Source organism: Streptomyces sp. SAI-127 (assembly GCF_029894425.1).
Taxonomy (GTDB): Bacteria; Actinomycetota; Actinomycetes; order Streptomycetales; family Streptomycetaceae; genus Streptomyces.
Window position 1 is genome coordinate 2,382,485 of record NZ_JARXYJ010000001.1, and the last position, 13,051, is coordinate 2,395,535.

The following is a 13,051-nucleotide window of genomic DNA, read 5'->3' on the forward strand; positions in this document are numbered from 1 at the left end:
GTGGCATGTCAATGACAACCCAGGAGATTTTCCCGTCAAGTCCGATGAGTTTTCGGGAAGTTAACCTGCCGCCCGGAGCCTTCACGCGAGCCGGGGCACGGCATGGGTCAGGACCGGCTGCGGAGGTTCTCGATCCGTTGGGCGAAGCTGTGGAACGAGCTCTGGACGTCCATGGCTTCGGTGAGGCTGGTTCCCGCCTTGCCGGCCTTGGCGTTGCGCACGCAGTGCGAAGCGGCCGTGTCGAGCCGGTCGAGCGACTCTTTCCAATGGGCCTGGGCAATGTCGTCCGGCAGTTCGCCGTAGGCCCTGGCCGCCTTCACGTCGTCGAGCACCTGACTGCATTGCGACGCGACGGTGGGGTCCGAGCCGATCGGATCGCTCACCTGAATCAGCGTGGTCACGTCCTTGGCTATGGCGGTCATGTGCTTCTGACCGCCCTTCTCGGACCAGCTCGCCAAGGTCTCCTCGTCGTCGGAGCAGCTTGCCAGGGTGGTGAGCAGCAGGGCCGCGCCGGCCGAGACGAGAGCACCTCGTACGGCGGGACGCGAGCGGACCGACAGGTTCATGGATGCACCCTTTTCCTCACGTGAGAACGGCCCATGCTCTCGAGTTACAGCCCTGGATGCGTCGGGGGAATTACTGACCCCTCTACGTAGGTCGTCATGACCGAGGTCGGTGTCCGAACGCCGCCAGCGATTCCGGGGCCGCGCCGGTGGAATGGGTGTCATGACAACGACTTACGGAACTCTGAACGGCAAGGTCGCGCTCGTCACCGGCGGCAGCCGGGGGATCGGTGCGGCTACGGCGGTGCGGCTGGCGCGGGAGGGCGCGGACGTGGCCCTGACGTACGTGGACGGCAAGGAGGCGGCCTCGGACGTCGTACGGCGGGTCGAGGCGCTGGGGCGGCGGGCCGTCGCCCTGCGGGCGGACTCCGCGGACGCGGAAGAGGCGGCGGGGGCGGTTCTCCGTACGGCGGAGGCGCTCGGCGGGCTGGATGTGCTGGTGAACAACGCGGGCGTCGGGGTGCTCGGTCCGCTGGGCGAGCTGTCCCTCGCGGAGGTCGACCGGGTGCTGGCCGTCAACGTGCGCGGGGTGTTTCTGGCCTCTCAGGCGGCGTCCGCGCGGATGCGGGACGGGGGGCGCATCATCACGATCGGCAGCTGTATGACCCAGCGGGTGCCGGGCCCCGGCGGGACCCTGTACGCGACGAGCAAGTCGGCGCTGACCGGGCTGACGAAGGCCCTCGCGCGTGAGCTGGGGCCGCGGGGGATCACGGCGAACATCGTGCATCCCGGGCCGACGGACACCGACATGAACCCGGCGGACGGGCCGTTCGCGGCGGGGCAGGCCGCGATGACCGCGGTGGGGCGGTTCGGCACGGCGGAGGAAGTGGCGTCGATGGTGGCGTATCTGGCGGACGCGGCGTACGTCACCGGTGCGGAGTTCTCGGTGGACGGGGGGCACGCGGCGTGAGGTAGCCGCATCTTCTTCTCGCCTCGCCGCCCCTACCCGTGCGCCCCCCGGGGGCGCACGGCGGTGTTACGCCACGCTCGCGTGTGCAGCGGGCGGAGGCGGCGCGGCGGGCGTCGCTGCGGCCGCCCGCCGCCGGGTGCCCGGGGGGCGTTACCCCCGAGCACCCGCCTCAGCCGCCCAGCTCCTGATGCCTCGCCGACAGCGTCGCCGCGCCGCTCTCCGTCAGCGAACCGAACAGCCGCAGCCGCGAGATCCCGCCGTCGGGGAAGATGTCCACGCGCGCGTGCGTGCCCACCGCAGGCGTCGGCAGCACGAAGCGGTGGTTCGTGTCGGGCTGGAGGCGCGTGCGCGGGAGGACCTCCTGCCAGTCGCCGTCCCGGACCGACACCGATGCCCAGCCCGCGCTGTTCCCCTTCAGATACGCCGTGTCGATCTCGATCGCGCGGATCCGGGACTGGGCCACCAGCCGGTAGCGGATCCAGTCGTTCCCCCGGTCACGACGGCGGCGGGTCTCCCAGCCGTCGTCCATCTTGCGGGAGCGCCCCGGCTGGATGGTGTTCGACGCCGGCGAGTAGAAGAGGTTGGACGCGTCCTCCGCCTGGCCGCCGTTCTCGAGGGCGACCACGTCGAAGGTGCCGAGGATCTCCAGCCACGCGGGGTCCGGCACGACCTCGCCGTACACGCGCAGGCGGGCGATGCCGCCGTCGGGGTGCTGGTTGACCCGCAGGTGCGTGAAGCGCTGTTCCAGCGACACGGAGAAGCCGTTCGCCGCATGGCCGCCGACCGGCGTCCGCGGAACGAGCGTCGTCCACTTCACGTCGTCGCCCAGCAGTTCCTCCGGGGACGGGGAGCCCTTCACGGACGTGCCTTCGACCGACACCGCCTGCGGGTAGTTGCCGCGGAAGTGCGCCGTGTCGACCACGATCCCCCTGATCACCCCGGGCGCGCCCAGGCGCACCAGCGCCCAGTCGTGGTCCTCCGCCGTCGGCCAGGGGTGTTCGGCCGAGGCGCCCCGGCGGCGCCGCGTCTCCCAGCCGTCCATGATCTTGCCCTTGTGCCCGAAGTGCTCGGGGTCGAACTCGGCCCGTTCGGGCATCAGAAGGTTCTCGCGCTGGGCGAAGAACTCGTCGTTGGCGGCGATGACTCCGGCGCCGAGCGTCCGTGCGGCGAGGTTGGCGTACTGGGTGAAGGGAAAGTCGGCGGTGCGGTAGTCCGCGTACGGGTCACCGCCGCCGTACGGGTTCGCGTCGCCGGTGAAGCTGGGAATCGCCGTCACGTACATGTGCCTTTCTGGAGTGGGCCGGTGCGGGTGGATCAGGGCGTACGGGTGAGCAGTCGGCCCTTCGGAGCCGTGAACTCGCCGTCCGCCACGATGCGTTCGCCGCGCAGCCAGGTCGACTTCACGACGCCGTACAGGGTCTTGCCCGCGTACGCCGTGACACGGTTGCGGTGCTGGAGGGCCGCCGGGTCCACGGTGAAGGTCTCGTCGGGCGCGAGGACCGCGAAGTCGGCGTCGCGGCCGGCCTCGATGGCGCCCTTGCGGTCCAGGCCGACCAGTTGGGACGTCCGCGCGGACATCCAGCGGACCACGTCCTCCAGCGAGTGACCGCGCCTGCGGGCCTCCGTCCAGACCGCCGCCAGACTCAGCTGAAGGCCCGAGATGCCGCCCCACGCGGTGGCGAAGTCGTCCGTCTTCAGGTCGGCCGTGGACGGCGAGTGGTCGGTGACCACGCAGTCGATCGTGCCGTCGGCCAGCGCCTGCCACAGCAGGTCCTGGTTGGCGGACTCACGGATGGGCGGGCAGCACTTGAACTCGCTGGCGCCGTCCGGGACTTCCTCGGCGGTGAGGGTGAGGTAGTGCGGGCAGGTCTCGATCGTGATGCGGACGCCCTCCGCCTTGGCCCGGGCGATCAGCGGCAGGGCGTCGGACGACGACAGGTGAAGCACGTGCACGCGCGCGTCCAGCCGCTTCGCCTGGGCGATGAGCTGGGCGATCGCCGTGTCCTCGGCGTCGCGCGGACGGGACGCCAGGAAGTCCGCGTATCTCGGACCGGACTGCTGCGGGGCGGTCTCCAGATGGTGCGGGTCCTCGGCGTGCACGATCAGCAGGCCGCCGAAGGAGGCGATCTCGGCCAGGGAGCGGGCGAGCCCGTCCTGGTCGAGATGCGGGAACTCGTCCACGCCCGACGGGGACAGGAACGCCTTGAAGCCGAAGACACCCGACTCGTGCAGCGGGCGCAGGTCCTTGACGTTGTCGGGCAGGGCGCCGCCCCAGAAGCCGACGTCGATGTGGGCCTTGTCGGCGGCGACGTCCTGCTTGGTACGGAGGTGGTCGACCGTCGTCGTGGGCGGGAGGGAGTTGAGCGGCATGTCGACGAGGGTGGTGATGCCGCCGGCCGCCGCCGCGCGCGTGGCGGTCCAGAAGCCCTCCCACTCGGTGCGGCCGGGATCGTTGACGTGCACATGAGTGTCGACGAGACCGGGCAGCAGGACGTCGTCGCCGAGGTCCTCGATGCGGGCGCTCCCGGAGACGGAAGTCTCGTACGGCAGCACGGCCGTGATCCTCCCGCCGGCCACCGCGACCGACGCGGCCCGCGTCCCCTCGGGCGTGATGACGCGCGTGGAGCGCAGCACCAGTTCAGTGTCGGACACCCGGACCCCTCTCTGCCGCCGTTAACTTCCGCGTAACGGAATTCAACTTTCTGTTGAAGGAGTCTTCACTCCCGGTCGAGCGCCGTCAAGGGCACACTTCCCCACAGTGCACCCTGCGCCGACACTCTGTACGTTTCCACAAAGCGGAATTAAACTTCCAGCAAGCAGAACGTAGCTATGCACCAGCGGGGAGTCAACCGACTGCCGGGTAGGCTTCTGCCCTCCTGCCCAGACCCGAAAGGCAGCTCCGAAAGGAACGCGCCGTGCCGACGTCCAGCGCCAGCACCACCGACTCCGCCAAGTCCGCCGGCGGCGGGGTCCAGTCCCTCGAGCGCGCCTTCGATCTGCTGGAGCGGATGGCGGACGCGGGCGGAGAAGTCGGACTGAGCGAACTGTCCGCGAGCAGCGGGCTGCCGTTGCCCACCATCCACCGCCTGATGCGGACACTCGTGTCCTGCGGATACGTCCGCCAGCAGGCCAACCGGCGCTACGCCCTCGGTCCGCGGCTGATCCGCCTCGGCGAGTCGGCCTCCCGGCTGCTCGGCACCTGGGCCCGCCCCTACCTCGCCCGTCTCGTCGAGGAGACCGGCGAGACGGCCAACATGGCGCTGCTCGACGGGGACGAGATCGTCTACGTCGCCCAGGTGCCGTCGAAGCACTCGATGCGGATGTTCACCGAGGTCGGCCGGCGCGTCCTGCCGCACTCCACGGGCGTCGGCAAGGCCCTGCTCGCCAACACCCCCGACGACGAGGTCCGCGCCCTTCTCTCCAGGACCGGCATGCCGGCCGCGACGGAGAAGACGATCACCACGCCGGACGGTTTCCTCGCGGCCCTCAAGGACGTGCGCGTCCAGGGCTACGCGGTCGACGACAACGAGCAGGAGATCGGCGTCCGCTGCCTCGCGGTCTCGGTGCCCAACTCCCCCACCGCCGCCGCCATTTCGATCTCGGGACCGGCCGGCCGGGTCACGGAGGCGGCCACGGAGAAGATCGTCCCGGTGCTCCAGCAGGTCGCCTCGGAACTGTCGGAGGCGCTGGCCAGCCAGAACCCGGCGTGACGGCCCTCCCGCACCGCTGGCCGGGGCGGTACACCGACCGGCAGGGCACGGAGGAGATCGCCTTCGAGTCGGACGGCCGGGAGCTGATCCGTACGACCATCAGGGGCGTTCGCTTCGAGGGCGAGACGATGGACACGCTGGGCGCGCTGACCGGCGAACTGCCCGAGCCCGGGTTCACCTTCGTCGACGGGGATCTGTTCGCCTGTCTCCTGGAGTGGGGACTGACCATGCCGGTGGAGGTCGCGGGCCAGGGTGAGCGGATCGCGACGCTGCACTGCGAGCTGCGGCTCGGTCATCCCACGGACGGCGAGGAGCTGACCGTCACCCTGCGTCTGGACGGCTACGAGTTCCGCGCCAGGCACCCGGACTTCGAGGACGCGCTGCACGAGATCGGCCGCGATCTGCCCCGCTCCGTCCGGCTCAAGGCGTGCATCGCGTGCGCCTGGTCCGACTATCACCCGGTGGGCCACAGCCTGATGACCGGGCTGGCCTGTTTCCGTGGCGCGAAGGACGTCTACCGGGAGTGCGACGGCAAGTACGGGCCGCGGGGGATCCTCACCATCTGGCCCCGGCGCACCGAGTTCGTCCAGGAGACCTGGCTGTGCGACCAGTTCGAACACCGGACCTCGGACCGGGGCTACCGGGGCCCGTTCCCGTTCCGCGGCCGGCTCTGACCTAACTCCGCGGCTCCCTGAACGACTCCACCGCGTCGCGTACGTCGGTCAGTCCCCGCGACAACGCGCTCACCGACCCGATCGCCCCCGCGATCAGCAGCAACGACCGTCGCAGGCGCGGGATTTCGGGGGTCCCGTCGATCGTCATGGCGGCCAGCGCGGCGAGTTCGTCCTCGGCGATGCCGCGGTCGGGGAACTCGGCCGGGTGCGCGGCGAGTTCGCGGCGCAGCCGGGACACCGCGGTCCGCAGTTCCGCCACTCTCGGATCGTTGTCGCTGCCGGTCACTGGCCTCTGCCCCAAGCTCCGCAACACAGCTCTCCCCCTCGCACACCTTCGTGCGCCCCAGCACCGTGACGCCCCGTCGGCGTTGGCCGGGCCCCGGGGGACGCGGGTCAGTAAACGCCACGCAGGGCGCCGCGCGCCACCGTACGGACCGAAATTCAGCCGGTGGAAACCCGGCGCACGCCGGCACGTCAGGTATGCAGGAGGCATGACGGAGAACGAACAGCAGGTGGCCGGACTGCTCCTGGCCGCGGGCGGCGGACGGCGGCTCGGCGGGCGGCCCAAGGCGCTGCTCGAACACCGGGGCCGCCCGCTCGTCGAACACGCGGTCGGCGTCCTGCGCGCGGCCGGCTGCACCCGCGTGCACGTGGTCCTGGGGGCCGCCGCGGCGGTCGTACGGGAGCGGGCGGAGCTCGGTGACTGCGTGCTCGTGGAGAACCCGGAGTGGGCCGACGGCATGGGTTCGTCGCTGCGGGCGGGGCTGGACTCGCTCACCGGGACGACGGCGCGGGCCGCGCTGGTCTCGCTCGTCGACCAGCCCGGCATCCGGGCTGCGGCGGTGCGCCGGGTGCTCGCCGCGTACGAGGACGAGACCTCGCTCGTCTCGGCCGCCTACGACGGGGTACGCGGGCACCCCGTCCTGCTCGGCGCCGCGCACTGGGCCGGGATCACCGCGACTGCGACCGGGGACCGGGGGGCACGCGCCTATCTGAAGGAGCACGAGGACGCCATCACGCTCGTCGAGTGCGCGGACGTGGCCGAGCCCTACGACATCGACACGACGGCCGACCTGAAGCACCTTGAGTGAGCACACTGGCACTGAGCGCCACAGTGGCTCGACTCGGAGAATCTCGACATCAACAAACCATTGAACTTCCACGATGAGGAAACTAGTATCCACTGTTCAGAAGCGTCCTGCCCCCGTGAAGGGCGCCGCTCGCGTACCCGGTTCGACTGGCACCCGGTGCCACCGCTGAAGGAAGTGACAGCTCATGTCCGCACCAGCGCCGTCCCCGCTGGCCATCGTCGACGCCGAGCCCCTGCCGCGGCAGGAGGAGGTCCTCACCGAGGCGGCCCTCGCCTTCGTGGCCGAGCTGCACCGCCGGTTCACGCCACGGCGTGACGAGCTCCTCGCCCGCCGCGCCGATCGCCGCGCCGAGATCGCCCGCACCTCCACGCTCGACTTCCTCCCGGAGACCGCCGCGATCCGCGCGGACGACTCCTGGAAGGTGGCCCCCTCCCCCGCGGCCCTGGACGACCGCCGGGTCGAGATCACCGGTCCCACCGACCGCAAGATGACCATCAACGCCCTGAACTCCGGCGCCCGGGTGTGGCTCGCGGACTTCGAGGACGCCTCGGCGCCGACCTGGGAGAACGTCGTCCTCGGACAGGTCAACCTGGCCGACGCGTACAGCCGGAACATCGACTTCACGGATGAGAGGTCCGGCAAGTCGTACGCGCTCAAGGCCGACGAGGAGCTCGCCACGGTCGTCATGCGCCCGCGCGGCTGGCACCTGAACGAACGCCACCTGGTCGACGCGAACGGCGCCCAGGTCCCGGGCGCGCTCGTCGACTTCGGCCTGTACTTCTTCCACAACGCCCAGCGTCTGCTGGACCTCGGCAAGGGCCCGTACTTCTACCTCCCGAAGACGGAGTCGCACCTGGAGGCCCGCCTCTGGAACGACGTGTTCGTCTTCGCGCAGGAGTACACCGGTATCCCCCAGGGCACCATCCGCGCGACCGTGCTGATCGAGACGATCACGGCGGCGTACGAGATGGAGGAGATCCTCTACGAACTCCGCGACCACGCCTCGGGGTTGAACGCCGGCCGCTGGGACTACCTGTTCTCCATCGTCAAGAACTTCCGTGACGGCGGTGCCAAGTTCGTCCTGCCGGACCGCAACGCGGTCACGATGACGGCCCCGTTCATGCGCGCGTACACCGAACTCCTCGTCCGCACCTGCCACAAGCGCGGCGCGCACGCGATCGGCGGCATGGCGGCCTTCATCCCGTCCCGCCGGGACGCCGAGGTCAACAAGGTGGCCTTCGAGAAGGTCCGCGCCGACAAGGACCGCGAGGCCGGCGACGGCTTCGACGGCTCCTGGGTCGCCCACCCCGACCTGGTCCCGATCGCCATGGAGTCCTTCGACAAGGTCCTCGGCGACAAGCCGAACCAGAAGGACCGGCTGCGCGAGGACGTCCACGTCGAGGCGGCCGACCTCATCGCGATCGACTCGCTGGAGGCCAGGCCGACGTACAACGGCCTCGTGAACGCCGTCCAGGTCGGTATCCGTTACATCGAGGCCTGGCTGCGCGGGCTCGGCGCGGTCGCCATCTTCAACCTCATGGAGGACGCGGCCACCGCCGAGATCTCCCGCTCGCAGATCTGGCAGTGGATCAACGCGGGCGTCGAGTTCGAGCACGCGGGAAACACCGTGAAGGCCACGCCGGAGCTGGCCCGCGAGGTCGCCGCCGAGGAACTCGCGAACATCCGCGCCGAGCTGGGCGAGGAGGCGTTCGCCGCCGGTCACTGGCAGCAGGCCCATGACCTGCTGCTGGAGGTCTCGCTGGACGAGGACTACGCGGACTTCCTCACCCTGCCGGCGTACGAGCAGCTCAAGGGCTGACGTCCTCCTGCGAGACCTTGTCCGAGTGGCCCAGGGACTTCCCCGGGGCCACTCGGTCGCGTACGGCCTGCTTGACCGCCGTCGGCTCCGGGAAACCCTGCTCGCGGCGGTCCCAGACGACCTCGTCGTCGACCCGGACGACGAAGACGCCACCGGTGCCGGGCTTGAGCGACAGCTCGCCCAGCTCCGTCTCGAAGGTCGTCAGCAGCTCCTGCGCCAGCCAGGCCGCGCGGGGCAGCCAGCGGCACTGGGTGCAGTACTCGATCTGTACGACGGGACTCATCCGAGGTGTACCGACCAATCCTGTTCCGCCGCCGGTTTGCCGTGCAGGTCGGGGACCCGCTTCAGCCAGTTCGGACGGCCCTGCTGTGTCTTCGCCGCGCGGAGGGCCTCCTCCGCGGCGAGTTCCTCCCGGGTGGGGAAGTCGGTGGGCAGCCAGGCCTGGGAGGCCTGTACGCGCGCGTGGAGGTACTCCACGTAGGCCTCCCGCGCCAGGGACGGCGCGTCGAAGTCCGTGAGCCAGGCGTCGGGGACCTCGGCGACGACGGCGCGCAGCAGTTCCTCGGTGACCTTCGGCGCCAGCTCCGCGTCGGCGGCCCGTACGTCGGGGGCGTAGTGGCCGAGGGCGTGGTGGCGGAAGTCGTAGCGCTTGGCGGGGCCCGAGCCGTCCCAGCGGTGGTGGAAGACGAGGGCCGCGCCGTGGTCGATCAGCCACAGGCGCGGGGGCGCGATGCCGAGCGTGGGCCAGACCATGAGGTTGGAGCTGTGGACCGTACGGTCCACGTTCACGGTCAGGGCGTCGAGCCAGACGATCCGGCCCGCCTCCAGGGGATCGACCCGGAAGGTCCTGGCGACTTCCGGGGTGAAGTCCGCGGCGCCCGGCAGGTAGTCCATGCCGAGGTTGAGGCCCGCGCTGGCGCCGTGGAGCTCGCGCACCTCCTGGTGCGGCTCGCTGTCGGCGATCTCCGGGTCGAAGTGCACGAGGACCAGCTCGGGAAAGCGCAACCCCAGCGCCCGCGCGAGCTCACCGACGATCACCTCGGCGACCAGCGCCTTGCGGCCCTGCGCGGAACCGGTGAACTTCACGACGTAGGTGCCCAGGTCATCGGCCTCGACGACGCCGGGGACGGAGCCCCCGGACCTCAGCGGGGTCACGTATCGAACAGCAGTCACATGGCGCAGCACACCGGCCAGGGTATGTCAGCGCTCACCCGGCCAGCGGATTCGGCAGCGGCAGGTAGCGGGCGTCCGCGCCGTCCGCGCCGGTCCAGCGCAGCAGCAGGTTCGTCTTGCCGGGGAGGGTGGGCGCGGTGAGCAGGGCAGCGGCTTCGGGGAGGTCGTGGCGGGCCAGTTCCCGGCGGGCGGCGGGCCAGGGGGCGAAGCCGGGGTGGCGTTCGGCGAGGGCCGCGGCGACCTCGCACAGGTGGTTCACGACCAGGCAGTACACCAGCCGCTCCCAGCCGGCCGCGCGCGGGACGTCCGCCAGCAGCTTCACGCCCTCGGCGTCCCGGAACAGCGCCTGCACGGGCGTGCCGTCGGCGTCCACGGCGACCAGGGTGTTCTGCAGATGCGCCTCGAGTACGACGCCGTGGTCGGCGAAGGCCGCGAGGGCGGGCGGGACGACCACGCCCAGATAGGCCTCCCACCAGGCCGCCGGTTCCGCGGTGCCGTCGAGCGGACTGCCCTCGAAGCCCTCCACCAGGGCCGCGGCGAGCAGCGGGGTCGCCCCCGGCCGCACATGCTCGTGCAGGCCGTCGCGGACCATGACGGCGAGTTCCTCGAAGGCGAAGTCGGCGGTGCGGTAGCCGCGGTCGCTCAACCAGGCGCCCGAGCCGGGGCTCGCGGCGAAGGCGCGCGCGGCCGCTTCATCCGTACGGCGGAGTTTGAGCAGGTCGTGGCGCCAGAGCCGGCGGATGTCGTTCGTGATGCGGACGTCGAGACTGAACTTGAGGAAGAGATCCTGCGAGGGCGCGTAGACCGTGCGGACCGCCGCCGTCGGCCAGGTCTCGAAGTCGGTCGTGCCGAGCCTGATGAGCCTGCCGTCCTCGAAGGCCTCCGTGCAGGACACCAGGTCGAGCTGCCAGGGGTGGGCGGGCAGCAGCCGGTAGCCGGGCGGTGCCTCGCCCAGCGTGTCGAGGGTTGAGGTGTCGCCCTCCTCGACGACGGTGTCCTCGCGCAGCCCGAGCAGGACCAGCGGGAAACGGGCATGGGCCTCGGGGGCGTACGGCAGCCAGGCGGCGACCGGGCCGCCGCCGCGGGCCTTGGGCGCGGGGTGGTACGGGTGGCCGGTGACGAGACACTGCTCGGAGCGCAGATACGGGTCGCCGGGCGCCGCGACCCGGTCCCGGGCCGTGAGCAGGGCGGCCACCGCGTCCCGGCTGTCGATCATCTCGGCGGGCAGTTCGTGGTTGGACACTCCGGTGTGCCGGGTCAGTTCCTCGGCGACGAGCTTCACGAGTTCGGTGTGGCCGACGCGCCGCCAGCCGTCCGCGGAAGACACCTCGGGTTCGGCGGGCCGCCGGCCGCCCCGCACCCTGAGCAGTCTCCCGCCGGGAAGCCGGTACACCGGGCGCTCGCCGGGTTCCGGGAGCGGCTCGGCCACCTCGCGCAGCAGGCAGTTGAGCAGGGGTGCGGCCGCGTAGGCGTCGGCGCGGTGCGCGACGTCGGTGCCGGCCGGCGGGGGCGGGAGGTCCACGCGATCCACTCGTTCTCTACGGTTCATCTGGGGCGATGACGATCAGTATGTCTGTCCTCACCGCCCCACCGTGACACCGGTCGTACCCGAGGAGCCCGCCCGTGCACCGTCCCTCCGCCGCCGAGGCCGACTTCGCCGACGAGCTGGCCGTCCTGCGCCCCGACCTCGTGGCGCGGTACACGGCCGAGCTGCCCGGCGCCCGCGCGGCCGTGCTGTCCCGGCTGTGGCGTGGGCTCGCGCACGAGCCGCTGCCCTGGGTCACCGGCCGGGAGGCCGGCCGGGAGGGGCTCGCCCTGCGCCTCTCGGACGGCCGCAGGCTGCACGGCCCGCACCCGGACCCGTTCGCCACCACCGCCCACACCGGCGTCGTACGGCTCGACGAGGTCGCCCACGACGATCCGGCGCGCCTGATGACCGCGCTCGGCGTACCGCACGCTACGGATTTCGCCGGTGAACTCGCCGACAGCGTCGCGTCGTTGGCGCTGTCGAGGGCGGGACAACCAGCCGGCCCGCAAGCGTGGCCGGTGCACGACTGGGAGTGGGAGCAGCGGGTGGTCGACGGGCATCCCTATCACCCCAACTGCCGTTCCCGGCCGGGCTTCTCGGTGGCCGAGCAACTGGCCTACGGGCCCGAGCACCGGCCGCTGGTACGGCTGGGGTTCGTGCCGGTTCCGGCGGACGAGTGCCTGATGACGGGCGCGTGGCCGGCCCATCTGCGGGACGGGGGGCGGCTGTTGCTGCCCGTGCATCCGTGGCAGTCGGAGCATGTGCTGAAGCGGCCGGTCACCGAAGGCGTCGAGGCACACCCGTTGATGTCGCTGCGCACCCTCGCCCTGACCGACGGACCGCACGTCAAGACCGCGTTGAGCACCCGGCTCACGTCCTCGGTGCGGGACATCTCCGTCTACTCGATCAGCATGTCGGCGACCCTCTCACGGTTCGCGGAGACGGTGGCGGAGCGCATGGACGGCCTCCTGCACTTCACCCGCACGCTGGGGGCGGTGACGGCCAACTCCCCCGACCTGGCCGCCGTGTTGCGCGAGTCCCCTCAGGTGTACGGGGACCGGGTCCTCCCGGTGGCCGCTCTCGCCACCACCGAGCTGCCCCAATCCCCCACCTGGCTTGCCGAGTTCGCCCGGCTGTCCCTCACGGTCGGACTGCGCCTGCTCGAGTTCGGCATCGCCCTGGAGGCGCACGGCCAGAACCTCCTCGTCGTCCTGTCCGAGTCGGGCGCACCGGTGCGGCTGGTCTACCGGGACCTGGCCGACATCCGGATCAGCCCGGCCAGGCTCGCGCGGCACGGCATCCCGGTCCCCGCACTGTCCGGGCGGCTGGTCACGGACGACGTGACGACCCTGCGGCGCAAGCTGTTCGGCTCCCTGGTGGCCGGAGCCCTCGCGGCTACGGCGGGTTCGGCCACGGCGTTGCGAGCAGCGCTGGAGACGGCCGTACGGCAGCTGCCGCGCACCCCCGACCTGGCCGTGCTGCTCGAAGAGCCGCTGCCCGCGAAGGCGTTGACCTTGATGCGACTGTCGCCGGGGACGCCGGGCGACCAGTGGACCGAGCTGCCCAACCCCCTTCTGTGAGCG

General features: G+C 71.3%; 13 protein-coding genes. 6 read left to right on the top strand and 7 right to left on the bottom strand.

All coding sequences use genetic code 11. The features are described 5' to 3' along the window. Positions 1–107: 107 nt before the first annotated feature. Positions 108–566 (bottom strand): hypothetical protein, encoded by a 459-nt coding sequence (locus tag M2157_RS11150; RefSeq protein WP_280865155.1) that lies wholly within the window; start codon positions 564–566, stop codon positions 108–110. A 151-nt stretch (positions 567–717) separates the two neighbouring features. On the opposite strand from M2157_RS11150, the gene M2157_RS11155 reads away from it, so the two are divergent. Beyond that, positions 718–1,473 (top strand): SDR family oxidoreductase, encoded by a 756-nt coding sequence (locus tag M2157_RS11155; protein ID WP_280865156.1) that lies wholly within the window; start codon positions 718–720, stop codon positions 1,471–1,473. A 169-nt stretch (positions 1,474–1,642) separates the two neighbouring features. Here M2157_RS11155 and alc read toward each other — a convergent pair whose 3' ends face one another. Next, positions 1,643–2,749, bottom strand: a complete 1,107-nt coding sequence (alc, locus tag M2157_RS11160; RefSeq protein WP_280865157.1) for an allantoicase — start codon at positions 2,747–2,749, stop codon at positions 1,643–1,645. 38 nt (positions 2,750–2,787) lie between these two features. Continuing rightward, on the bottom strand, positions 2,788–4,125 hold the full coding sequence (allB, locus tag M2157_RS11165; RefSeq protein ID WP_280865158.1) for an allantoinase AllB: 1,338 nt from the start codon (positions 4,123–4,125) through the stop codon (positions 2,788–2,790). Between the two features lie 263 nt (positions 4,126–4,388). Here allB and M2157_RS11170 point away from each other — a divergent pair, with 263 nt between their 5' ends. Continuing rightward, on the top strand, positions 4,389–5,183 hold the full coding sequence (locus M2157_RS11170) for an IclR family transcriptional regulator (RefSeq protein ID WP_280861654.1): 795 nt from the start codon (positions 4,389–4,391) through the stop codon (positions 5,181–5,183). Next, positions 5,180–5,857, top strand: a complete 678-nt coding sequence (locus M2157_RS11175; protein ID WP_280861655.1) for a DUF6304 family protein — start codon at positions 5,180–5,182, stop codon at positions 5,855–5,857. The genes M2157_RS11170 and M2157_RS11175 overlap by 4 nt, the downstream gene beginning before the upstream one ends. Before the next feature lies 1 nt (position 5,858). Here the strand turns inward: M2157_RS11175 and M2157_RS11180 are convergent, their stop codons facing one another. Beyond that, the gene (locus M2157_RS11180) at positions 5,859–6,143 is read right to left on the bottom strand and encodes a DUF5955 family protein (RefSeq protein WP_280861656.1); all 285 of its coding nucleotides are present in this window, start codon (positions 6,141–6,143) and stop codon (positions 5,859–5,861) included. A gap of 205 nt (positions 6,144–6,348) precedes the next feature. On the opposite strand from M2157_RS11180, the gene M2157_RS11185 reads away from it, so the two are divergent. Beyond that, positions 6,349–6,948 carry a nucleotidyltransferase family protein gene (locus tag M2157_RS11185; protein ID WP_280861657.1) on the top strand — a complete coding sequence of 200 codons (600 nt, stop codon included), beginning with the start codon at positions 6,349–6,351 and terminating at the stop codon, positions 6,946–6,948. Positions 6,949–7,132: 184 nt separating this feature from the next. Continuing rightward, positions 7,133–8,767 (top strand): malate synthase A, encoded by a 1,635-nt coding sequence (gene aceB / locus M2157_RS11190; protein WP_280865159.1) that lies wholly within the window; start codon positions 7,133–7,135, stop codon positions 8,765–8,767. On the opposite strand, the gene M2157_RS11195 is transcribed toward aceB, so the two are convergent. Genes M2157_RS11195 through M2157_RS11205 form a run of 3 tightly spaced genes read right to left on the bottom strand, consistent with a single transcriptional unit; the run spans position 8,757 to position 11,489 of the window. After that, a complete protein-coding gene (locus tag M2157_RS11195; RefSeq protein WP_280861659.1) occupies positions 8,757–9,050 on the bottom strand; it encodes a SelT/SelW/SelH family protein in 294 nt (97 codons plus the stop codon). The two genes, aceB and M2157_RS11195, sit on opposite strands and share 11 nt — an antisense overlap. After that, on the bottom strand, positions 9,047–9,952 hold the full coding sequence (locus tag M2157_RS11200) for a HipA family kinase (protein WP_280861660.1): 906 nt from the start codon (positions 9,950–9,952) through the stop codon (positions 9,047–9,049). Before M2157_RS11200 ends, M2157_RS11195 begins: the two co-directional genes overlap by 4 nt. Before the next feature lie 22 nt (positions 9,953–9,974). Continuing rightward, entirely contained in the window at positions 9,975–11,489 is a 1,515-nt protein-coding gene (locus M2157_RS11205) for an IucA/IucC family protein (protein WP_280865160.1), read from the bottom strand. A 74-nt stretch (positions 11,490–11,563) separates the two neighbouring features. Between M2157_RS11205 and M2157_RS11210 the strand changes: the two genes are divergently transcribed. After that, positions 11,564–13,048 carry an IucA/IucC family protein gene (locus M2157_RS11210; protein WP_280865161.1) on the top strand — a complete coding sequence of 495 codons (1,485 nt, stop codon included), beginning with the start codon at positions 11,564–11,566 and terminating at the stop codon, positions 13,046–13,048. Positions 13,049–13,051: the final 3 nt, after the last annotated feature.

Excerpts from the sequence above, each read along its gene's own strand:
- aceB (WP_280865159.1), top strand. The coding sequence starts at position 7,133 with ATGTCCGCACCAGCGCCGTCCCCGCTGGCCATCGTCGACGCCGAGCCC.
- M2157_RS11205 (WP_280865160.1), bottom strand. The coding sequence starts at position 11,489 with ATGAACCGTAGAGAACGAGTGGATCGCGTGGACCTCCCGCCCCCGCCG.
- M2157_RS11150 (WP_280865155.1), bottom strand. The coding sequence starts at position 566 with ATGAACCTGTCGGTCCGCTCGCGTCCCGCCGTACGAGGTGCTCTCGTC.
- M2157_RS11185 (WP_280861657.1), top strand. The coding sequence starts at position 6,349 with ATGACGGAGAACGAACAGCAGGTGGCCGGACTGCTCCTGGCCGCGGGC.
- M2157_RS11155 (WP_280865156.1), top strand. The coding sequence starts at position 718 with ATGGGTGTCATGACAACGACTTACGGAACTCTGAACGGCAAGGTCGCG.
- M2157_RS11195 (WP_280861659.1), bottom strand. The coding sequence starts at position 9,050 with ATGAGTCCCGTCGTACAGATCGAGTACTGCACCCAGTGCCGCTGGCTG.